At 60.5% G+C, this 22,264-nt stretch carries 18 protein-coding genes; 13 read left to right on the forward strand and 5 right to left on the reverse strand.

The annotated features are described in order from the left end of the window. Positions 1-46 precede the first annotated feature (46 nt). On the reverse strand, positions 47-751 hold the full coding sequence (locus B9N88_RS19860) for an alpha/beta fold hydrolase (RefSeq protein ID WP_143491261.1): 705 nt from the start codon (positions 749-751) through the stop codon (positions 47-49). 243 nt (positions 752-994) lie between these two features. Between B9N88_RS19860 and B9N88_RS19865 the strand changes: the two genes are divergently transcribed. Continuing rightward, a complete protein-coding gene (locus B9N88_RS19865) occupies positions 995-2,035 on the forward strand; it encodes a GlxA family transcriptional regulator (RefSeq protein ID WP_027605729.1) in 1,041 nt (346 codons plus the stop codon). Between the two features lie 107 nt (positions 2,036-2,142). Here B9N88_RS19865 and B9N88_RS19870 read toward each other — a convergent pair whose 3' ends face one another. Further along, positions 2,143-2,784, reverse strand: coding sequence for a TetR/AcrR family transcriptional regulator (locus B9N88_RS19870; RefSeq protein ID WP_027605730.1), 642 nt, complete (start codon positions 2,782-2,784; stop codon positions 2,143-2,145). 107 nt (positions 2,785-2,891) lie between these two features. Here B9N88_RS19870 and B9N88_RS19875 point away from each other — a divergent pair, with 107 nt between their 5' ends. From B9N88_RS19875 to B9N88_RS19890, 4 genes are all read left to right on the forward strand, one after another. Next, positions 2,892-3,785 (forward strand): NAD(P)/FAD-dependent oxidoreductase, encoded by an 894-nt coding sequence (locus tag B9N88_RS19875; protein ID WP_027605731.1) that lies wholly within the window; start codon positions 2,892-2,894, stop codon positions 3,783-3,785. A 104-nt stretch (positions 3,786-3,889) separates the two neighbouring features. Next, entirely contained in the window at positions 3,890-4,753 is an 864-nt protein-coding gene (locus B9N88_RS19880) for a class I SAM-dependent methyltransferase (protein WP_027605732.1), read from the forward strand. A 140-nt stretch (positions 4,754-4,893) separates the two neighbouring features. Then, complete coding sequence (locus B9N88_RS19885; RefSeq protein ID WP_027605733.1) at positions 4,894-5,514, forward strand: TetR/AcrR family transcriptional regulator; 621 nt, start codon at positions 4,894-4,896, stop codon at positions 5,512-5,514. A 387-nt stretch (positions 5,515-5,901) separates the two neighbouring features. Further along, positions 5,902-7,173, forward strand: coding sequence for an OmpP1/FadL family transporter (locus tag B9N88_RS19890; protein ID WP_027605734.1), 1,272 nt, complete (start codon positions 5,902-5,904; stop codon positions 7,171-7,173). 71 nt (positions 7,174-7,244) lie between these two features. Here the strand turns inward: B9N88_RS19890 and B9N88_RS19895 are convergent, their stop codons facing one another. Both B9N88_RS19895 and B9N88_RS19900 read right to left on the reverse strand, forming a co-directional pair. Continuing rightward, positions 7,245-8,030, reverse strand: coding sequence for an SDR family NAD(P)-dependent oxidoreductase (locus B9N88_RS19895; RefSeq protein WP_027605735.1), 786 nt, complete (start codon positions 8,028-8,030; stop codon positions 7,245-7,247). A gap of 39 nt (positions 8,031-8,069) precedes the next feature. Continuing rightward, a complete protein-coding gene (locus B9N88_RS19900; protein ID WP_027605736.1) occupies positions 8,070-9,527 on the reverse strand; it encodes an efflux transporter outer membrane subunit in 1,458 nt (485 codons plus the stop codon). A 301-nt stretch (positions 9,528-9,828) separates the two neighbouring features. On the opposite strand from B9N88_RS19900, the gene B9N88_RS19905 reads away from it, so the two are divergent. The 5 genes from B9N88_RS19905 to B9N88_RS19925 all read left to right on the forward strand — a co-directional run bounded on the left by B9N88_RS19905 (position 9,829) and on the right by B9N88_RS19925 (position 16,804). Further along, positions 9,829-10,938: an efflux RND transporter periplasmic adaptor subunit gene (locus B9N88_RS19905; protein ID WP_027605737.1), complete on the forward strand. Its 1,110-nt coding sequence runs from the start codon at positions 9,829-9,831 to the stop codon at positions 10,936-10,938. Then, on the forward strand, positions 10,935-14,024 hold the full coding sequence (locus B9N88_RS19910; RefSeq protein ID WP_027605738.1) for an efflux RND transporter permease subunit: 3,090 nt from the start codon (positions 10,935-10,937) through the stop codon (positions 14,022-14,024). Before B9N88_RS19905 ends, B9N88_RS19910 begins: the two co-directional genes overlap by 4 nt. 181 nt (positions 14,025-14,205) lie before the next feature. Beyond that, positions 14,206-15,111: a transcriptional regulator GcvA gene (gene gcvA / locus B9N88_RS19915; protein ID WP_027605739.1), complete on the forward strand. Its 906-nt coding sequence runs from the start codon at positions 14,206-14,208 to the stop codon at positions 15,109-15,111. Between the two features lie 74 nt (positions 15,112-15,185). Next, positions 15,186-16,013: an EamA family transporter gene (locus tag B9N88_RS19920; protein WP_027605740.1), complete on the forward strand. Its 828-nt coding sequence runs from the start codon at positions 15,186-15,188 to the stop codon at positions 16,011-16,013. A 29-nt stretch (positions 16,014-16,042) separates the two neighbouring features. Further along, positions 16,043-16,804 (forward strand): SDR family oxidoreductase, encoded by a 762-nt coding sequence (locus tag B9N88_RS19925; RefSeq protein WP_027605741.1) that lies wholly within the window; start codon positions 16,043-16,045, stop codon positions 16,802-16,804. 18 nt (positions 16,805-16,822) lie between these two features. Here B9N88_RS19925 and B9N88_RS19930 read toward each other — a convergent pair whose 3' ends face one another. Beyond that, entirely contained in the window at positions 16,823-17,791 is a 969-nt protein-coding gene (locus B9N88_RS19930; RefSeq protein WP_027605742.1) for an AraC family transcriptional regulator, read from the reverse strand. 102 nt (positions 17,792-17,893) lie between these two features. Here B9N88_RS19930 and B9N88_RS19935 point away from each other — a divergent pair, with 102 nt between their 5' ends. From B9N88_RS19935 to B9N88_RS19945, 3 genes are read left to right on the forward strand one after another with little or no spacing between them, the layout of a single operon-like run. Then, positions 17,894-19,144, forward strand: coding sequence for an MFS transporter (locus B9N88_RS19935; RefSeq protein WP_027605743.1), 1,251 nt, complete (start codon positions 17,894-17,896; stop codon positions 19,142-19,144). Between the two features lie 49 nt (positions 19,145-19,193). After that, positions 19,194-20,543, forward strand: a complete 1,350-nt coding sequence (locus B9N88_RS19940) for an MFS transporter (RefSeq protein WP_043293535.1) — start codon at positions 19,194-19,196, stop codon at positions 20,541-20,543. After that, positions 20,540-22,192, forward strand: coding sequence for a N,N-dimethylformamidase beta subunit family domain-containing protein (locus B9N88_RS19945; protein WP_051429349.1), 1,653 nt, complete (start codon positions 20,540-20,542; stop codon positions 22,190-22,192). Before B9N88_RS19940 ends, B9N88_RS19945 begins: the two co-directional genes overlap by 4 nt. Positions 22,193-22,264 lie beyond the last annotated feature (72 nt).

The raw sequence follows: 22,264 nt of genomic DNA on the forward strand, positions 1-22,264 counted from the left end.
CGGGAGTGGAAAAGCGTTGTTATCAACGTTGTTTGTGGGCAGAGGCTCATCTTTCCGATTCGCTGGCAGCACGGTCGATGAATTTGGCTACTGCATCGGGCTGAGAAATCAATGACAGGTGGCTGGATCGAATAGACAAGGTCCTGGCGCCAATCTGGCGCGCAATGGTTTGCTGTACCGGGTAGGGAAGTGCCTGGTCATCGATTGTTTGCAAGTACCAACTTGGCTTGTCATGCCAGGCCGCATGCTTGACCTTTGCGGCGAAACAGACGGCGGCAATTGGCTGCTGCACTGATGACAGAAACCGTGCGTTTGACATCGCCAGGTCTGCGCCCATCACGTGATGAAATTGCGCTGGGTCATCCAGCCAAAGCAGCCCATCCGCATCCGGGCTGAGGCCCGTCATTGGCGCCTTCAACCGCGCCAAGAGATCCGCAGCAGACTCACCACTGTCAGGCACGAGCGCGGATAGATAGACCAGGCCTTTTACATTACTGGCGTTGCCAGCCTGTGTTATCACCGCGCCAGCCCACGAGTGTCCCACCAGCAGTACATCGCCCTTTTGCCTGCGCAGAACGCGCTCCGTGGCGATTACGTCATCACTCAATGACGTCAATGGATTCTGGACAGCGGTGACGTGATAGCCCATCGCAGTCAATCGCTCCATCACTGCCGACCAACTCGAGCCATCTGCGAAAGCACCATGTACCAGCACGATATGAGGCACGGGGTGTGCGGTTGTTGCCGCCATGGCGGAGCCTCCAGATATCAGCAGGAACGCTCCCACTGTGAAAGTGAGTCGACCTGACCACCTTAGAAACGCCCACAAACGTTCTTTTGCGCAGTGAACATTTAGGTGCAATAGCTTTTTCATGCAGGCCGTCTCTACAGTTTGTGCTGCAAGTCTAGGGAGACTCTGCTAAAACCGTGAGGGCTCGGATCGGCCATATTTCATGCAAAACTCGCCATCTTGATCTTTAAACAGGGAATTACCATGCGCATTGCCATCGTTGCTTTAGAGGGCAGCCTGATGTCTGCGATTACCGGGCTGGCTGATTTGTTCTGGATGACCAATCAGGCGTTGAGGTCTCCACCGGCGGGGTTGCCATCGGCCTTAAAGGCCCACGTCTGCGACGAGTTTGAGACGATCATAGTCAGTGCCGATGGCAACGCAGTGCGAGACCCGCAAGGGCGGGTGATCCCCGTTGATACAACATTTGAAAATGTCGGGCCTTGCGACGCTGTACTTGTTACCGGGATGGCACTCGGGGCTGATCGGCTGCCACCTGGCTCTGAATCCCTCACGCGAGCTGCACAGTGGATTAAAGCCAATCACCAACAGGGAGCACTGGTGGGTGCGGCGTGTGCCGGCACATTTGTGCTGGGCGAGGCAGGCCTGTTGAACCGTCGGCGCTGTACTACAACGTGGTGGCTCCACCATGTTTTCAAACAGCGATTTCCCAAGGCGCTGGTTGCATGGGGTTCCGCAGTAGAGTCCCAGGATCGCATCGTGACTACCGGCGGGCCTTTGTCGTGGATTGATTTGGCGCTTTATGTGATCCGGAGCCTGGCAGGCGCGGAGGTAGCGAAATTAACGGCTGATATTTCTGTGACCGATAGCTTGCCATTGCCCCAGTCCGTCTACGCGCCCCGAGGATTCATTAACAATGCCGATCCCCTGCTGCTGGAAACCGAGCAAATCATTCGACACGGAAATCCTGGCCTGACCGCTGCGGGGCTGGCCAAGGCGTTGAATGTGAGCGAGCGAACTTTACACAGACGCTTCAAGAACCTCACAAATGAATCGCCTAAAGAACTCATCACCCGCGTGAGAATAGAGACGGCCTGTGTACTGCTACAGATACCAGGGGCCAGCGTTAAACAGGTAGCCCTTAATTGTGGCTATAACGAGGACACGTCATTTCGTCGTTCTTTTATACAACTGACGGGGATGACTCCCGCGGATTATAAGCGTTGGTCGAAAGGGCGCGCCTTGGTCGATATCGAAGCTGAGAGTTCTTCGGTGTTCAGCTAAGCCATGGGGCCATGCAGATGTTTGGCCTGCTGGCTCGAATAGATCAGGTGATAGCTGCCAAGGCCCGGGCAGCGGCTCAGGCCAAGCTGCCTGGAGCAATGAAATGCTTAGCCGCCAGCGCGGTCGTTACCACCATGCGCGGCGATGAACAGGGTGACGGCCGATCGGCAATAGGATTCGATTTCATCCTCTGCTCTCGCCTCATCGAAGCGGGCGATCATCAGGAGATCGGAGCCTTTGAAAAGCGCGGCAAACAAGCGGGCGGACCCCAGAGGATCGGGCACGTTCAGCACCGCCTTCCCGTGCAACTGACGCAACAGGGCCTCGATCTGGGCGATGACATAGGCGGGGCCGGCTTCGTAATGGAGCTTGCTTAACGACGTTTGATTCGTCTTGTCGACCATGATCATGGCTTCGACACTGCGCACATCCGGGCTCAACAACGTGCGAAGCAGGAATGTTCCCACCGCCATGAGCTGATCTGCCGCCGAACCGTCGACGCCTTCAATAAGGGTCTGTGGTGCAAACTGATGGCAGTGGGCCGCGATGGCCGCGCTGTACAGCGCTTCCTTGTTCTCAAAGTGCCGATAGATGCTGAGCTTGGATATCTTCGCCCGCTGGGCGACCTTGTCCATTGTCGTCGCTTGAAAACCCAATTCCACAAAAAGTTCGCACGCGGCGTCGACTATCGTTTGGCCAAGCGCCTCGTTGGCGGGCCGGCCGCGCCGACCCTGGTTGTGTTCAGTCATAAATATTCCAGTACTTGACAGTATTCTAATTCTTGAATTAGGGTACTTCAAAGTATCTTAAGCATGCAAGCCGATCTCCCTTCATCCACAGCACAGAGCCCATCACCATGAATGACGTCATCATCATCGGCGGCAGCTTTGCCGGTCTTGCTGCAGCCCTGCAGCTCGGTCGTGCCCGGCGCACGGTCACCGTTCTCGATACCGGCCTGCCACGCAACCGCTTCGCCGGCCACTCCCATGGCCTGCTCGGCCACGATCACAAGCCACCGCTGGAGATCCTGGCCGAGGCGCGGCGGCAGCTGGCACGCTATCCCACGGTCAGGCTGGTCACTGCCCGTGCCGAGAGCATCTCCGGCGCCATCGACGATTTCTGCGTCCTCACTGGCGATGGCGAAAGCCTCAGGGCCCGCCGCCTGATCCTGAGCTATGGCGTCGTTGACCAGATGCCTGATGTTCCGGGCTATGCCGAAAACTGGGGCACCTCCATCGTGCCTTGCCCCTATTGCGACGGCTTTGAAGTCGCCGGCCAGCATTGGGGCCTCGTCTGGTCCGGCCCGCAATCGATGAATCAGGTCAGGCTGTTCCACGATTGGACCGACACGTTGACGGTCTTCACCAATGGGCATGACCTTCCACCCGACATCCAGGCCGATCTGGCGCGACGTGGCATCTCTGTCGTCAATGGCCGGATCACCGAAATCGACCATGCCGAGAACCATAATGCCACCGTCAGGCTCAACGCCGGCCCACCTGTCGCGGTCGACATTCTGTTTGCGCATCCGCGCAACAAGCCGTCTGCGCGCCTGCATGAGTCGCTGGGCCTCGCCACGGTGGATACGCCCCAGGGCATCGCCCTGAAGGTCGACGAGCGTCGCGAAACCAGCGTGCCCGGCATCTATGCCGCCGGCGACCTGGCAAACCCCCTTATGGCCTCGGTCACCCTGGCAATATCGCACGGCGCGACGGCGGGTATCTCCGCCCAACAGTCGATGCTGGTTTGAGGACAATTCGGTTGTCGCAGGCTTCTGGAACACGGGTCTCAGAAGGTCGCCGTTCCCGGCTTTTGCACGGCCTGGTTAAAAACGAATCAAAACGAGGAGATGTCATGACAGAGCAAAATGCCTATCAGGTTGCCGACTGGAATGGCCAAAGCGGAGAATACTGGGCCGCTAACCAGGCCCGGCTCGACGCCATGTTTGCGGTATTCGGCCAGGCCGCGATCGAAGCCGCCGCGCCAGCCACGGGCGAACGCGTGCTTGACATCGGTTGCGGCGCGGGCGCGTCGAGCCTGGCTCTGGCCGCCCGCGTCGGCGCGGGTGGTCATGTGCTGGGTGTGGACATATCCGAACCGCTGATCGGCCGCGCGCGTGCGCTGGCGCCACAGGATACGCCGGCCCGGTTCCGGGTAGCCGATGCCAGCAGCGCCGAGTTGCCCGAGGGCGCGTTTGACCTCCTGTTTTCGCGTTTCGGGGTGATGTTCTTCGACGATCCGACAGGGGCGTTCGCCCATATGCGACGCGCGCTCCGGCCGGGCGGGCGGGTCGCTTTCGTCTGCTGGCGTGGTGTGGCCGAGAATGATTGGGTGCGCCTGCCGATGGGCGTGCTCAAGGGCATCCTCCCGCTGACCGCCCGGCCCGATCCCGAAGCGCCCGGCCCATTCTCGTTTGGCGACCGGGAGCGCGTGGCACGCATCCTGACAGCGGCCGGCTTTACCGATATCACCAGCACACCCTTCGATGCTTCCATCCCGTTCGGCGAGGGCGTGACGCGGGACGCGGCGATCGACGACGCGGTGAAGATGGCATTCGAGGGGGGCCCGCTGGCGCTTGTGCTCGCTGATCAGCCCGACGCCATCCGAGCCCGCGCCTGGGCCGCGGTTAGCGCCGCCTTCGCGGGCCTACCCGGCGAGCGGTCGGTGATGATCGACGGCGCGACGTGGATCGTCATGGCACGCAATCCGGCAAGCTGACAGGGATTGATAGGGGAGGTGTTTGGCCTTCCGCGTAGAGACATTGACCTGAAACCAACCCTGATCATTGCGAGGTTGTGACAAAAGTATAATTTGGTCACTCGTTGTCAAGCGCTTTTCGGATGCGTAAGCTAGCTCGTATGAACAAGACATCCATAGCTTCCCCCAGCATCCGTGGCCCAGCCGATCATGAGATCCGGAATCAGATCGTCGCGGCGGCCAATCAGCACTTCAGTCAATACGGCTATAGCAAAACCACGGTTTCCGACCTGGCGAAAGCGATCGGGTTTTCCAAGGCGTACATCTACAAGTTTTTTGATTCCAAGCAGGCGATTGGTGAGGCTATCTGTGGCAATTGCCTGGCGGAAATCATCGCGGCCGTAGAACAGGCCATCAATGTAGAGGACATTTCGCCGACCGAACGTTTTCGACGTTTGGTGAAAACGCTGATCGCTACCGGGGTGAATTTGTTCTTCAGCGATCGAAAGCTCTATGACATCGCCGCATTTGCAGCGTCTGAGAACTGGCCCTGCGCTCAGCAATATGACGTCTTGGTCAGGGGCTTCGTGTTGCAGATTGTGCGTGAAGGCCGAGAAATCGGCGAATTTGAACGCAAAACACCCTTGGACGAAACAGTCGATTCGATCCACCTTACGCTGCGCCCTTTCGTCAATCCGTTGCTTTTGCAATACAACCTTGACTTCGTCGAGCTGGCTCCGGTCCTCACTTCCAATCTCATTCTGCGTAGCTTGATGCCGTGAGCCTGCGTTAATCATCTCTATCACTTTGCTCTGATATCAACGCTTAGATGATGGTGAACACCGATCCAGGTGGACACCATTTTCCGGGGCGCGGTATTAACTCGAATCCGGGGCCTGATCCCCATATTCAGGGCCTCGTATCAAACCTCACTAGGTAACTGAGTGGATTATCCGCGCAGCATTTGCCGCGTAGCCATGCATGTTCATTTGCCGGATTTGTGACTATTGACATGAATGGTCACATGAATAAGTATGCTGTACCTATCCTGGAGGAATCGCCGTGGCGCGCACGATCTTCGTAAATCTGCGCTGCGGCCCCTCCCGGTAGCCCGCGCTCAGCGTGACGCTCTCTACCGCTTTATCCCGATGATCTATCGAGTCCTAATAATGAAAAAAATACTGCGCAGGACCCCGCTTGGCCTTGCTGTTGCCCTCTCGTCGACTCAACTGTTCGCGAGCGGTTTCGCTCTTAATGAACAAAGCATCAGTGGGATGGGCTCCGGATTTGCCGGCCGTTCTTCATCGGCAGAAGATGCGAGTACCGTCTTCGGTAATCCGGCCGGTATGTCTCGCTTGAAAAAAGAGCAGGCCAGCGTCGGGGCGGCAACGCTTTTCGCAAAGGCCCATATAAGCCAGACGCGCAGCACATTCGGGGGGCAGGAGGACGGGGACATGGTGCCGACCACCACAGTGCCCATGGGTTACTACGTCAAACCCATCGATGAGCACTGGGCGTTCGGTGTGGGTTTCTATGTGCCGTTTGGGCTAATGACCGATTATGGCGGTGGTTTCGCCGGCCGCTACTACGCCAACAAAAGTGAGGTCACGACCCTTACGTTTCAGCCCACCATCAGCTATGCGTTCAACGACAAGGTCTCCATCGGTTTCGGACCGACCATCAACCGTATCAGTGGTGAGCTTTCCGGGATGGTGCTCAATCCACTCAGCCCAGGCCGCAATGACGGAAAGCTCAAAAGCACCGGCGATGACACGGCGCTTGGATTTAACGCGGGTATTCTAGTGCAAGCGACAGATCGAACTCGGTTGGGTCTGACCTATCACTCCAAGGTCAGCTACCGGCTGGATGCCAAGACCAAGCTCACCGACGGCATCTTCAGTGTGCTGGGTGTAAGCGGTACGAGCTATGACGCGTCCTTGGATGTGGACACCCCGGAATCAGTCGATTTTTCCGTGACTCACCAACTCAACAGTGACTGGACGCTCTACCTGGGCAGTACGTGGACGCGCTGGAGTCGCTTCAAGGAGTTGGTGTTCGAAAACAGTGGCTTGCCTGCGGCGTTGAGCGGAACGCTGAGTCGTATTACCGAGGAGCAGAACTGGCACGACACGTGGGCGCACGCTATCGGCACGGCGTATAAGCTGAACAATCAGTGGGTTCTTCGCGCCGGCTTCTCGGTTGACCAGTCCCCCACCAACAACGTCAACCGTGGGCCGCGAATCCCTACCGGTGACCGGAAAGTCATCAGTGTCGGGGCAGGGTGGACGCCGGCGGAGAATGTCACGATCGATGTGGCGTATTCCTACCTATGGGAGGAAAGCGTACAGGTCAATGACGTATCCGCCTCAAGAGGCGCCTACAGCTCGAAGTATAAAAATAGCGCGAGCGGTTTGGGGACTTCTGTCAGCTATCGATTCTGACTCACTGCGGGGCCTGAGAGCGGATACCTAGTGGATCAGGTATCCGTCGTCGGGGGCATTGCCTGGCCCGCTCAAACACCCATTACCCGTGACATCAGGCCCTGGTGAAGTCGACGGGGTGTGGCCCAGGTCAAGACCGCAATAGCCTTGTTGCCAAAGCCCGGCACGACGCTCATGCGGCCTGCGTGCAACGCTTGTATCCCCGCTCGCACTACAGGCTCGGGTTGCATCATGACCCTCTTCAAGACCGGTGTTATCTTTTGTTTGGCACTTGCTGCAAACCCGGTATCCGACATGCCTGGACAAAGCGCTGTGACCACCACACCGTCTTGTTTGAGCTCACGATGCAGGGCGTCGGAGAATCTGAGTACGTAAGCCTTGGCGGCAGAGTAAACCGCAAAGTTCTTCACGCCCTGGTAGGACAGCAGGCTGGCTGTCATCAAGATATGCCCCTTGCGCCTGGCCCGCATATCCTCTGCAAACAGACGAGTGATGGCGGTCAGGCTGGCGACGTCCAGGTCGATCATCGCCAGGGAGCTTTCCAGGGGCTCATCCAGGAATGCTCCCTGCAAGCCGTAACCCGCATTGTTGATCAGGACATCGACCACCGTATTGCTGTCATGCAGGCGCCGATGCAGATCGATAATCACATTTATTGATGAAAGATCTGCTTGCTGCACCATCACGTCGACGTCGAAACGACTACGCAATTCGTCCGCGAGTGCTTCAAGCTCGTTCAGCCTGCGGGCTACCAGAATCAGCGATTTCCCTTTTGCGGCGTACTGTCGGGCAAATTCCTTGCCGAATCCGCTGGAGGCTCCAGTAATGAGCACCCATGAATTTTCTTTCACGGCCATCTTGCATACCCCTTGTTTGAATCTCGAAAACCACCCGTGTCATCGGCTCGTCAGTCGGCTATCCGAGGGCTGCCAGCCGCCACCCAGCGCCTTGAACGCGGCGACTGCCGCGCGTGCCGATTCGGTTTGTGCCTGCGCCCGAGCGTCGGAAGCCTGAAGCAGGGTCTCGTCAGCGTGCAGGATGTCAATCAAGCTGGCCGTGCCTTTCTCATAAGCAGTGAACGACGATTGGCGCGCTTGCGTCAAAGACGTCTCGCCTCCAATGAGGGTGGTTGCTTGGGCGTCCCGATTCACCAGTGAGGAGAGCGCGTTCTCGACATCCTCGGTGGCGCGCAGCACAGACTGACGGTACGCGGCCAGGGATTCGGCTTCCTGTCCCTTGGCTTGGTCGATTTGGGCGTTGATGCGCCCGAAGTCGAAGAGTCTCCAGCGCAGTCCCAGTACGCCCGACGATTGACTGGCGCCGCCGGAAAAAAGATTGCCTGCCGATACAGCCGTTGCACTCCCCAGTAATGCGCTCAGAGAGAACTTAGGGTAGTACTCGGCAATCGCCTCCCCGATGCGTGCGTTTGAGGCGGCAAGGCGGCGCTCGGCCACAATGAGGTCAGGCCTGCGGCGCAGTAAGTCGGCTGGCGTTCCCATGGTCTTTAACTGCGGCGCTGCCGGAATGCTTGCGACCATGGCAAGTTGCGTGCGATGAGTACCGGGTGGCGTGCCGAGCATGACATCGAGTGAATTCATGGCCGCATCCAGACCGGTCTGCAGCACCGGTACGGTGGCTTGGACCTGTGCTAAAGCCCCCTCGGTCTGACGAACCTCATGGCTGGCGGCAAGCCCCTTGCTGTAGAGCAATTGGACTTTCTCCAGCAGCCCCTGCTGGGTTTTGACTTGTCGATTAGCGATGTCCAGCCGAGCCTGCAATCCGCGGACAGTGATGTAGATATCCGCAGTCTGTGCGGCGATGGCCAATCGCGTGGCCGCGGCGCCAGCCTCGGACGCTTGGTACTCGGCCAGTGCCGCCTCGCGTCCGCGTCGCAGGCCGCCAAAGACATCCACTTCCCAGCTGGCATTGAGGTCGACCTCATAGGAACTGCCATAGCGATCGTAGCCGGGGGTTGAGTTCAGCACCTGGCCGAGTGGCGTCTCGACTGATTGGTAGGCGCGGGCGGCCTGGCCGCTGATATTTCCCGAGGGCCATAAAGCGGCATTGGCGGCGCCTAGTCCTGCCCGCGCCTGCGCGACTCGTGCCTGGGCCTGCGCCAGATCGAGGTTCTGTTCAAGCGCCTTGGCGACGAAGTCGGCGAGCAGTGGATCACCGAAGCCCTCCCACCAGATGACGAGGCTGGCAGGCGTCACCCCTGGTCTCTGCTCGACAGAAGACTGGCCCAGGTAGCGGTCCGGGAGCGGGGCGTCCGGACGGCGATAGTCCGGACCGACCGCACAACCTGTCATCAAGCTGGCGCTGATCAAAAAAGCAGCGGGGCGGAGGGAGTGCATTGAGATTCCTTGAATCGAACATTGTTGGTGACCATAGTACTGTATGGTCACTCTCTGTCAATTGAGGCCTCTGGGCTAAATTCAGATATGACTGGAAAATATCGTTCATTCCCGTCATGTGCTCCTTTGGAATATGCAGTCCTGCATCAGCCGGGTCTTGTTTCAACGAGGTCATGAGCGATTGCGTTGCGGGGGGAGCGCATCTTTCTGCGTTATTTGAGATCTCGAGCGTGACCATTGACAATAATAGTCACCAGTCTGAATATGTGATCCCTGTTCTTTCTATTCAATAAGGGAACCTATGCTCCGGCTCCGACCCATCCCCATTGCAGCCTGCTTGTTGCCTCTCGTCCTGACGGCGTGTGGTGACTCATCCAACATTGACGATCCGCGTACGCAGGCTCCTCTGGTAAGGCCCGGAACGGTTGAGGGTTCCTCGGAGACGTCACGCTCATTCACGGGAGTGGTGGCGGCCCGCGTGCAGGGCGATCTCGGCTTTCGGGTCTCCGGCAAGATCCTCGAGCGGCTGGTCGATACCGGCCAGAGCGTTAAACGCGGTCAGCCGCTTATGCGCCTTGACCCTATCGACCTGGGGTTGCAGGCGCGAGCACAGCAAGAGTCGGTCACCGCCGCCAGGGCCCGCGCCAGGCAGACAGCCGATGACGAGGCGCGATATCGCGACCTCGTCGCCGCAGGGGCTGTTTCTGCATCGGCCTACGACCAGGTCAAGGCCGCAGCGGATAGCGCAAAGGCGCAGCTCAGCGCCGCACAAGCCCAGGCCGATGTCGCCCGCAATGCTTCCGGCTACGCGGTGTTATTTGCGGATTCCGACGGGGTCGTGGTGGAGACACTCGCAGAGCCCGGGCAAGTCGTCAGCCCGGGGCAGCCCGTGGTTCGACTGGCCCGCGCAGGCCAGCGCGAAGCCATCGTGCATCTGCCCGAGACGTTGCGTCCTGCAGCCGGATCCAGCGCGCAAGCGACGCTTTACGGCAGTACCGCAGGGGCTGTTACAGCGAAGCTCAGGCTGCTTTCTGACTCTGCCGACCCAGTGACGCGCACGTTTGAGGCGCGGTATGTGCTTGAGGGCGCGCTGGCCAATGCCCCGATAGGTTCGACGGTCACGTTGCGGATCGCAGAAGGCGCCGCGCACGGGCAGGCGCTGCAAGTCCCCATCGCGGCCCTTTATGACCCAGGCAATGGCACCGGTGTGTGGGTGATCGCAGGCTCGCCGGCAAAGGTGAGCTGGCGTCCTGTTCAGGTGCTGGGATTGAGCGACGATGCCGCACGCGTGGCAGGCGATCTCAAGGTCGGTGAGCAGATCGTCGCGTTAGGCGCCCATCTGCTGCGCGATGGAGAAGACGTGAGAGTGCCCCAGCAGGATGACGCCCATGTTGCCGGGAGTCATCCATGAGCGAAGGCCGCTTTAATATTTCTGCGATCGCCGTTCGTGAGCGATCCATTACGGTATTCCTGATCTTTCTGATCGCGGTTGCGGGCACCCTGGCGTTCTTCCAGCTGGGGCGTGCGGAGGATCCACCGTTTACGGTCAAGCAGTTGACGGTCATTACTGCCTGGCCGGGGGCTACTGCGCAGGAAATGCAGGACCAGGTCGCAGAGCCACTTGAAAAACGCCTGCAGGAATTGAAATGGTACGACCGCTCGGAAACCTATACGCGGCCCGGTCTTGCTTTCACCATGGTGTCGTTGTTGGACCGCACGCCCCCCTCACAGGTGCAGGAAGAGTTTTATCAGGCACGCAAAAAGCTCGACGACGAAGCCACCAAGCTACCGGCGGGTGTAATCGGGCCCTTGGTCAACGACGAGTATTCGGACGTGACGTTTGCGCTGTTCGCCCTCAAAGCCAAAGGCGAGCCGCAGCGGCTGCTGGTGCGTGATGCTGAGTCGTTGCGCCAGCAACTGCTGCATGTGCCGGGCGTGAAGAAGGTCAACATCATCGGTGAGCAGGCCGAGCGGATATTTGTTTCGTTCTCCCATGATCGGTTGGCCACCCTGGGCATTGCGCCTCAGGACATCTTTGCCGCGCTGAATAACCAGAACGTGCTCACGCCCGCCGGTTCGATTGAAACAAATGGGCCGCAGGTCTTCCTCCGCCTGGACGGCGCCTTCGATAAGCTGGAGAAGATTCGTGACACGCCGATTGTGGTTCAGGGGCGCACGCTCAAGCTCTCCGACGTGGCCACTGTCGAACGTGGCTATGAAGACCCGGCAACCTTTCTGGTGCGCAGTAACGGAGAAGAGGCCCTGCTGCTGGGGGTCATCATGCGCGAAGGCTGGAACGGCCTGGACCTGGGCAAGGCGCTGGACGCCGAGACGACCAAGATCAATGAAGGCATGCCACTGGGCATGACGCTGACCAAGGTGACCGATCAAGCCGTCAACATCGACTCGGCCGTTGGCGAGTTCATGGTCAAGTTTTTTGTCGCGCTGCTTGTGGTGATGCTTGTTTGCTTCCTCAGCATGGGCTGGCGTGTGGGCGTCGTGGTCGCAGCTGCCGTGCCATTGACACTGGCGATCGTGTTTGTGGTGATGGCGGCCACCGGAAAGAACTTTGACCGTATTACCCTCGGTTCATTGATCCTGGCGCTCGGGTTGCTGGTAGATGACGCCATCATCGCGATCGAAATGATGGTCGTGAAAATGGAGGAGGGCTACGACCGCATCAAAGCCTCTGCGTATGCCTGGAGTCATACGGCCGCGCCAATGCTCTCTGGCACACTGGTAACGGCGGTTGGCTTCATGCCCAACGGTTTCGCCCAGTCCACTGCCGGCGAGTACACCAGCAACATGTTCTGGATCGTGGGCATTGCTCTGATCGCTTCCTGGGTTGTCGCAGTGGCTTTCACCCCTTACCTGGGCGTGAAGTTGCTGCCAGACATCAAGCAGGTAGAGGGTGGGCATGCGGCTATCTACAATACCCCGCGCTACAACCGCTTCCGCCGGGTCCTGACCCGGGTCATCGAACTCAAGTGGCTGGTGGCTGGCACGGTTATCACGCTGTTTGTCGTGGCCGTCCTGGGCATGGGCCTGGTGAAGAAGCAGTTCTTCCCGACGTCAGACCGTCCCGAGGTGATGGTCGAGGTGCAAATGCCCTACGGAACCTCCATCGAGCAGACCAGCGCCACTGCGAAAAAGGTCGAGGCCTGGCTGCAAAAGCAGGAAGAGGCAAAAATCGTCACGGCCTATATCGGGCAGGGCGCTCCGCGTTTCTTCCTGGCGATGGCGCCAGAACTGCCGGATCCCTCGTTCGCCAAGATCGTGGTGCTGACGTCCAGCCAGGAGGCACGTGAAACCCTCAAGCTGCGTTTTCGCGAGGCGGTCGCTGCCGGGCTCGCCCCCGAGGCCCGTGTCAGGGCGACTCAAATTGTGTTTGGTCCGTATTCACCCTATCCCGTCGCCTACAGGGTAATGGGGCCTGACCCGACGAAGCTGCGCGAGATTGCGGGCCGTGTACAAGCGGTCATGCACGCGAGTCCGTTGATGAGGACGGTCAACAGCGACTGGGGCCCTCTGGCGCCGACTCTGCATTTCAGCCTGGATCAGGATCGCTTGCAGGCGGTTGGACTGACCTCCAGCGCCGTCGCCCAGCAGTTGCAATTCCTGCTGACGGGCGTGCCGATCACGTCGGTTCGTGAAGACATTCGTTCAGTGCAGGTGGTTGGCCGCGCCGCAGGCGATATACGTCTGGACCCTGCGCGGATTGAAGGGTTTACATTGGTGGGCGCCGCGGGCCAGCGGATCCCGCTGTCCCAGGTCGGAGAGGTGGATGTGCGCATGGAGGATCCGATCCTCAGGCGCCGTGACCGTACACCGACGATCACCGTGCGTGGCGATATTGACGAAGGCCTTCAACCACCGGACGTATCGGGTGTGATCATCAAGCAACTGCAGCCGATTATCGACACGCTCCCCGCCGGCTATCGGATCGAGCAAGCGGGTGCAATCGAGGAGTCGGGCAAGGCAGGCCAGGCGATAGTGCCGCTGGTTCCGATCATGATTGCGCTGACGCTGCTGATCATCATCGTCCAGGTGCGTTCGATCTCGGCAATGATCATGGTGTTTTTCACCGCACCGCTGGGACTTATTGGCGTGGTGCCGACGCTGCTGATATTTCATCAACCGTTTGGTATCAACGCCCTGGTTGGGCTGATCGCGCTGTCGGGCATCCTGATGCGCAACACGCTGATTCTGATCGGGCAGATCCATCACAACGCCCAGGAAGGCCTGGATCCCTTTCACGCCGTCATCGAAGCCACGGTACAGAGGGCTCGCCCGGTACTGCTGACGGCGATGGCGGCCATCCTGGCATTCATCCCGCTGACCCATTCTGTTTTTTGGGGCACGCTGGCCTACACACTGATCGGCGGTACTTTGGTCGGCACCATCATGACGTTGGTGTTCCTGCCGGCGATGTACGCCATCTGGTTCAAAATCCGCCCAGGCAACGCGAGCAAGGCTCAAGCGGCGCAACCTACCTGAGCAAGGGGTGTTCGAGGGGAGGGCGCCGGCGTCCTCTCGTCGGTCAATTCGCCAAAGCGGCTGCTTCTGTAGGCGCGGACTGAACAAGGACGAGGATTCAAATGGGTACAGTGAGGTAATCTGCTGCATGAGCTAACGTTCATGCATGCGCTTTTCCCATAACTCGCTGGATCCTGCCCCGATGAGAGACCTGCCGCCTACCGCGACCTTGCGCGCCTTTGAAGTTGCCACCCGCCACCCGACGTTTACTGCAGCCGCACAGGAACTGCATGTGACTCAAAGCGCGGTCAGCCACCAGCTCAAGCACCTTGAGGCGCTTTGGGGGCTGCCGCTGTTTGAACGTGGCAAGGCGTTACGCCTCACGGCAGCGGGGGCTGCGCTGGCGCCCATCGTGCGGGAGTTTTTCATCAGCCTGGAGGCGACTTTGGGTGACCTGCGCGAGCAAAAGGGCCGGGTTCGGCTCAGCGTCAGCACCACCTATTCCTTTGCGCTCAAATGGCTGCTGCCACGCTTGCCGCGTCTGTCTCGCCAGCATCCCGAGCTGCTGGTCTCGCTGGACACCACGGATAAAATCATCCACTTCTCTCACGGCCAGGCTGATGTTGCGATCAGGCTCGGCAAGGGCAATTACCCAGGCCTGCATTCGGAGTTCCTGTTTGGGGAGCAGGTATTTCCCGTGGCCAGTCCCGAATTGCTGCGGCGCGTTGGCACGCCGCAACGCCCGGCAGACTTGTTGCATTTCCCGCTCCTGACTCGGGATGGCGCCGAGTTGGTGCCAAAGTGGGAGGTGTGGTTTCAAGCCGTCGGGTTGGCCTATTTGCCGCTCCAGGAAAGCGTCAGGTTTGGCGATACCAACATGACGGTCGAGGCGGCTTTGCTCGGCCAGGGCGTTGCATTGGTGCGCAGCGGGCATGTCGAGAACGAAATCAGCGATGGCCGTTTGGTGCGGCTGTTTGATGTGCCGCTTCCATCGCCATTGGCTTACTACTTTGTCTGCCCCAAGGGCATCGAATCCCAGCCGCACATCGCCAGCTTTCGCCAATGGCTGGTCAGCGAGGCACTGAAAGTCCAGCGACCGGATGAGTGAGCCATGAGTCTCCGCTCATGCTGCGCTGAGGAGACTTCGCTTTAGCCCCGGCGCCGGATTGCCTACAGTGGGGCATGCCTACTCATCTCATCCTCCTAGTGCTTTTCGCCGCGCTCCTGCATGCCGGCTGGAATGCGCTGCTGCGTAGCGGCGCCGACCGGCTGTGGTCCATGACGGTGATGTGCATTGCCATCGCCATCGCCAGTGTCGTCGCCGCAGCGTTCATGGTGCCCCCCGCGATTGAAAGCTGGGGCTACGCGGTGCTGTCGGGGTTGCTGCATGTGGGCTACAACCTGTTTCTGGTGCGCAGTTACCGCGTCGGCGACCTGGGGCAGATCTATCCGATTTCACGGGGATCGTCGCCGGTGCTGATCACCTTGGGGGCCGCCGTGTTTGCCGGGGAAAGCATCACGCCTGGCGAGTTGCTCGGTATTGCGCTGGTGTCCGGCGGGATTATTTCGCTGGCCTTCAGAGGGCGCAGTCTGTCGATTCCCAGCCTGCCCTATGCGCTGGGAACGGGCGGCTTTATTGCGGCCTACAGCGTGGTCGACGGCATCGGCGCCAGGCTCTCCGGTGCGCCGCTTGCCTACACGGTGTGGATGTGCGCGCTGTGGGGCGTGCTGATGCCGGTGGTCTACATCGGCCTGCGCGACACCCGCAGCTTGTTCCGCGTCCGGCCTGGAACAGTGACCGCGTTGGTCGGCGGGCTGGTCTCTTTGCTCGCCTATGGAATGATCATTTACGCCATGAACGAAGCGCCACTGGGCGCGGTATCCGCATTGCGCGAAACCAGCGTGCTGTTTGCGGCGTTGATCGGCTATGTGTTTCTCGGCGAAACGCTCACCCCCCGCCGGATACTGGCATGCGTAGTGATCGCCAGCGGCACCCTCATCATCGGCTGATACAGCCAACGGCTCAGGAGCAATGTCTGATGGTCAACGTCTCGCAGGCACCGCTGATTCTAATCACAGGTGGAAGTCGTGGAGTGGGGGCGGCAACCGCCCGGCTGGCCGCCGAAAGAGGTTATGACGTCGCGATCAGCTACGTTGCCAACCAGTCCGCAGCGCTGGCGGTGGTGGCGGATGTAGAAGCATTGGGGCGCCGGGCGTTGGCGATGCGAGCCGACAGTGCGGACCCGCAACAGGTGGCCGATATGTTCGCGGCCATCGACCGCACCTTCGGTCGTATCGACGTACTGGTCAATAACGCCGGGATGCTCGCACCTCAGTCACGCCTGGAGGCCCTCGGCTTCGAGCGGATGCAGCGCATCTTTGCGGTCAATGCCATCGGGCCAATACTCTGTGCCCAGCAGGCGTTGAAGCGCATGTCTTACCGCTACAACGGCCCGGGTGGGGTGGTGATCAATGTCTCTTCGGCATCGGCACGCCTTGGCAGCCCCAATGAGTACGTCGACTATGCGGCGTCAAAGGGCGCGCTGGAGACGTTCACCATCGGGTTTGCCAAGGAGGTGGCCCGGGAAGGGATACGGGTCAACTGTATTCGCCCCGGACATATCTATACCGACATGCATGCCAGTGGCGGTGAGCCGGGGCGGGTGGATCGTGTCAAGGATTCGATCCCCATGGGGCGGGGTGGTCAGCCGGAGGAAGTGGCGCACGCGATTCTATGGCTGGCGAGCGCGGAGGCATCCTTCGTTACCGGTACATTCCTCGACGTAACGGGGGGTAAATGAGTCAAAGGCTCATCGGCTTCAAGTAACAGCGTGCGGCCTCACCTTGCGACTCAAACCCGGTGTCTTGCCCGTAATGCGCTTGAATGCGCGGCTGAAAGCGGCCTGGGAGGTATAGCCCAAGCGCTGCGCCACCTCTTCAATCGGCAGCCTCTCCAGCGTCAGCCACTGGCTTGCCAGCCGCATTCGCAGTTCGGTGACGTAGCGCAGCGGGGTCATGCCAATCGTCACCTGAAAGCGGTCCGCGAAGACCGAGCGCGAGGTATTGCAGTGCTCGGCCAGCTGCGCAACGGTCCAGTCGCGGCCCGGTTGTTGATGGAGCGCCAGCAGTGCACCGGCCAAGCGTGGATCGCGCAAGGCGGCGACCAGGCCAGAGGCATTCCCGCAGGCGCACTCCACCCACCCGCGAACGACCATGGCGGCCACCACGTCAGCCAACCGCGCGAGGATACCGGCGAAGCCGATACGCGCGGCGCCGACCTCGCGCTCCATGGTGGTCAGGATCGGCACCAGTCCGGGGTAACGCTGGCCGCCGGCATCAATCAGCATCAGTCCCGGCATCAGCCGGCCAAGGCCATGGATGCTGCCCAGTTCGAACTCCATGCAACCACTGAACAAAATAGTGCTCGGCGTGGGGCTGGCATCGGTTCCGGTATTAACCGCGCTGACGGTGTCACCTAAGGGCGCGCCGTCCAGGCGGTCGATGTCTTGAACAGGCGCGTCCTGATCGGAAAACAGTCGGTGGGCCGCACCGTGGGAAATGAACACGGCGTTGCCGGCAGATAGAGCGTAGGTGCTGCCGTCCTCCATTCGCAGCACTGCGTTGCCGACGGCCATGAAGTGGAACCAGGCGTGCCCAGTTTTTTCCGCGAAGCCCAGACCAAAGGTTGGACCCGCCTGGATACGCCGGTATTCGACGCCACGCAGGCGCATGCCGCGCAACAGCTCGTTGATGAGGTCCGAGGAAAGAGCAAACTGATCTGCTGGCATTATTCAGGTGTTTTAGTCAAAAAGGAGAGATTTTCGATCATAGATCATCCAGCTTCCCGCGCCTAGACTTCGGCTCGCCATGAAGATTGGGAGATCCGTGCAATGACTGACTGTGTATGTAACACCGTATCCGACCGCCATTCCGGCGTCGGTGCGGACGTAGAGCCTGCGACGCCCGCGTGGATGGCCGTCTTCTCGCTGGCAATGGGTGTGTTCGGATTACTGACCGCTGAGTACCTTCCGGCCAGTTTGTTGACGCTGATGGCTAACGATCTGGGGGTGTCCGAAGCGTTGGCTGGCCAGGCGGTGACGGTGACCGCCGTGGTGGCGCTGTTTGCTGGCTTGCTGGTGCCAGGCCTGACCCGCGGCATCGACCGACGTTGGGTGCTGCTGGGTTTTTCCACGTTGATGGTCGCCTCCAATCTGTTGGTCGCCGTTTCCTCCAGCTTCGCGGTGCTGTTAGTGATGCGCATCTTGCTGGGCATTGCCCTTGGCGGTTTTTGGAGCATGGCGGCGGCGGTGGCGATGCGCTTGGTGCCGAGTGCGTTGTTGCCCCGGGCGCTGTCGATCATTTTCAGTGGCATTGCCGTCGGGACGGTCGTTGCAGTACCGCTGGGCAGCTATCTGGGCGGGCTGTACGGCTGGCGCAGCGCGTTTTTTGCCGCAGCGGCCGTAGGCATGGTGACCCTGGCTTTCCAGTCGTTCACGCTGCCGCGCCTGGCGCCGCGCCGGCCGGCACGTCTGCGCACTGTGCTCGAGGTGTTGCAGCGCCCGGGCATCGCCATGGGGATGTTCGGTTGTGTGCTGGTGCACAGCGGCCACTTTGCGATGTTCACTTATGTTCGGCCATTCCTTGAAGGGACGACTGGCATCGGCCCCCAGGGGCTGTCGTTGATGTTGCTGGGTTTTGGCGTGGCGAACTTCGCCGGCACGCTGTTGGCCGGCAGGCTGCTGGAGCGCCACCCACTGGCCACGCTGGTGTTGATGCCCGCGTTGGTCGGCGTTGCAGCCCTGGCGCTGGTGCTGTTGCCGGCCTCGGTGCCGGGGCAGGCGCTACTGCTGGCGGTCTGGGGCTTGGCCTTTGGTGGTGTGCCGGTGGCGTGGTCGAACTGGGTCGCCAGCGCGGTACCTGACCAGGCGGAAAGTGCCGGAGGCATGGTAGTGGCCTCTGTGCAGTCGGCCATCGCCACGGGCGCCGCCGCTGGCGGTGCAGTGTTCAGCTTCGGTGGCAGCGCAGGCGTATTCGTAGCGGCGGCCGTGCTGATGCTGCTGGCGGCGTTGCTGATTGCGCTGCGTGTCCGCGTCCCATCTGCCCAGGGCGTACGCCAGCCCAAGCCCGCGTTGCACCTTTGATCCGGTTTGCCAAACCGCTTCGATCCCGTTCGTCACCAGGAGATACCCCATGAACAATACGACGTCTCACCAAGGACGCCTCAAATCGTTGCGCGCAGCCGGTATCGGCAATGCGCTCGAATGGTTCGACTGGACCCTGTACGCCACCTTTTCGGTGTACCTGGCAAGCAACCTGTTCGACAAGACCGATGCGCGCTCCGCGATGCTCGCGACCCTTGCAGTGTTTGCGGTTGGCTTTGTCGCACGCCCTGTCGGCGGCTGGTTGTTTGGCCGGCTGAGCGACCGACTGGGGCGCCGGACCATCATGGTGCTCACCATGCTGCTGCTTGCGATCAGCAGCCTGGGCATCGCGCTTATCCCTGACTACCAGAGCATTGGCCTGTATGCGTCGGGCGCGCTGCTATTTTTCCGGCTGATGCAGGGGCTCGCCCATGGTGGCGAGACAGGGGTTTCCTACACCTATGTCGCTGAGATCGCCCCAAGCAAGCACCGTGGCTTATGGTCCAGTTCCGTGTATGTGGGGGTGACGCTGGGCGTGATGGCGGCAACGGCCGTGGCGGCGACGCTGACCTGGCTGCTGGGCGCCCAGGCCATGGGTGACTACGGCTGGCGGATCGGCTTCGCCATTGGTGGAGTGCTCGGTATTTACGCGCTGTTTCTGCGCCGCGGTGCGCAGGAATCTCATGTGTTCGTAGAGCAGCAAGGGCAAGCGCGGCCCCCGCGCAAGCTGTCCAGGGGCGAAATGCTACGCGTGGCGCGCAACATCGTCATGCTTGCAGCGGCCGCCAATGTCACTTACTACGCGTGGGTCACGTTCGGTGCTTCGACGGCGATTGCCCAGGGCATGGACGCCACGGGAGCCTATGTGGCCAGCCTTCTCGCGCAGCTCCTCTGTGTGTGCTGGTTGCCGGTCTGCGGGATGGTGTCCGATCGGGTAGGGCGCCGGCCCATGGTTATCGCCTGGGGCCTGGGCGTGATCGTGCTGACCTATCCCCTTTCGATAATGGTGACCACTGAGCCCTGGACGCTGTTTTTGGCCCAGGTGCTGGGGCTGGGCGCCTGGTCGCTGATCGCGGCGATTTTCCCTGCTGTGCTCTCCGAGCAGGTGCCCACCCAGGCACGGGCCCAGGGCGTGGGTTTGGTCTCGTCGGTTTCGGTGGCGATCTTTGGCGGCACCGCCCCTTATCTACACAACTATCTCAGCGGCGCCGACCTTGGCTATCTGTACGTCAGCTATGTGATCGGGTTGGGCGTCGTCACCGTGCTGGCAGGGTTTCTTATCGACGAAACAGCGGGCATCGACCTTGCGCACATCAAGGCGCCTGGCGCTCGAGTCAGCGTAAACACGTTGGCTGGTCGACCCGCAGAATCAGCCGATCAAAGGAGTACGACTCAATGAATTCCACAGACCTCAAAAACACCGCTGCGCGAGGCGAACGCCCGGGCGCCAACGTGATCGTCAGCCAGACTTCGGGCCCACGTCAGGCCGCACGCGAGACCTGGGTCGAAGTTCCTTGCGAGTCGGGCCCGGCGGCCGCCTGGTGCTACTCGGACCGTCGCGCCTATAACCCGGGTGATTCGGTTTGCCTGTATCTGTCGTCGAACCGCCCGCACGTGAGGCTGCGGATCTATCGTGATGGCGCCATCGCCCGCACGCTGCATACCACCGACAGCCTTGACGCTCGATTCCACCCCATACCCGAACGTGCCTATGAGCATGGCTGCCAATGGCCTGTCTTCATGCAATGGTCAATTCCGGCGGATGCCGAGCAGGGTGGCTACATAGTGGAAGTGCGGGACGGCGACGACAGCGTCCTCGGGCATCATCTGTTTATCGTCAAGGCGCTGTGCAAGCGTGCCGATGCCTTGGTGCTCGTCGCGGCCACCTCGACGTGGGCCGCTTATAACGACTGGGGCGGCGCCAATCATTACTTTGGCGTTCATCCCGGCACGCCACGTGGTCGCTCACCGTTGCTGTCGGCACAGCGCCCCTGGGCGCGAGGGCAGGTGTGGCTGCCGGCCGATGCGCCACGTTGCGTCAACGCGACCCGGCCCCGCACGCCAGGGCCGGCGCGCTATGAGTTCATCGAATGGGCCAGCCTAAACGGCTACGCCAAGTACTACGCGCTGGCGGGGTGGGCTTCCTACGAGAGACCTTTTGTGCTCTGGGCCGAGCAGCAAGGTTATACGGTGCATATCCTGACCCAGGACGATTTGCATCACGACCCCCACGCACTCGAGGGCTACGCCTGCGCCGTTTTCATCGGGCACGACGAGTACTGGACGCGGGAAATGCGTGACCATGTCGACGCCTTTGTCGAGGAGGGCGGCAAGGTCGCACGCTTCGCCGGCAATTTCATGTGGCAGATTCGCCTGGAGGATGAAGGCCGGCGGCAGGTGGCCTACAAGTACGACGCCGGTGCGCTCGATCCTGTGGCCGCTACCGAGCCTCATCGGCTAACGGGGGCCTGGGAAGATCCGAGGGTGAATCACCCCGGGGCAACGACGTTCGGGGTGAATGCTCTGCGAGGCATTTACGCCAGCTTTGGAGGCATGGCGCCGCGCAGCCCGCGCGGCTACACAGTCTTCAGGCCCAAGCACTGGGCGTTCATGGGGACGGGCCTCGGCTACGCGGATATGTTCGCGGACGAAGCCAACCTCTTCGGCTATGAGGTGGATGGCCTGGAATACACCTTCGTCGACGGCCTCCCGGAACCGCTCTACACAGACGGGGCGCCCTGCGGATTGCAAATCCTCGCCATGGGCTGGGCGACCAATGCCGAGCATGGCCGGTCCGAGGATGCCTATTCATTCATGCTCGGCGATGGCGATGCGCGGTTTCGTGCTTCCATCCTGGCGCCGGACCTCAGCGACGCCAGCATCGATATGCATAGCCGCGGGGCCGGCATGGTGGTGCACTTCCACAAAGGTCGAGGCGAGGTGTTCACTGCCGCCACGTGCGAATGGGTGCATGGGCTCATGCAGGCAGACATCTACACCGTGATGATCACCAACAATGTGCTCGAGCGTTTCCTCCGCAATACGTAACTATTGAGAGCATGGGTGAGAAACTCGAGAGTTTTCAATTTCGTCTCCTTGCATTAGTTATTTCTGTGAAAA

Origin of the sequence: Pseudomonas sp. LAMO17WK12:I1 (assembly GCF_900177315.1) — a bacterium.
Lineage (GTDB): Bacteria > Pseudomonadota > Gammaproteobacteria > Pseudomonadales > Pseudomonadaceae > Aquipseudomonas > Aquipseudomonas marginalis.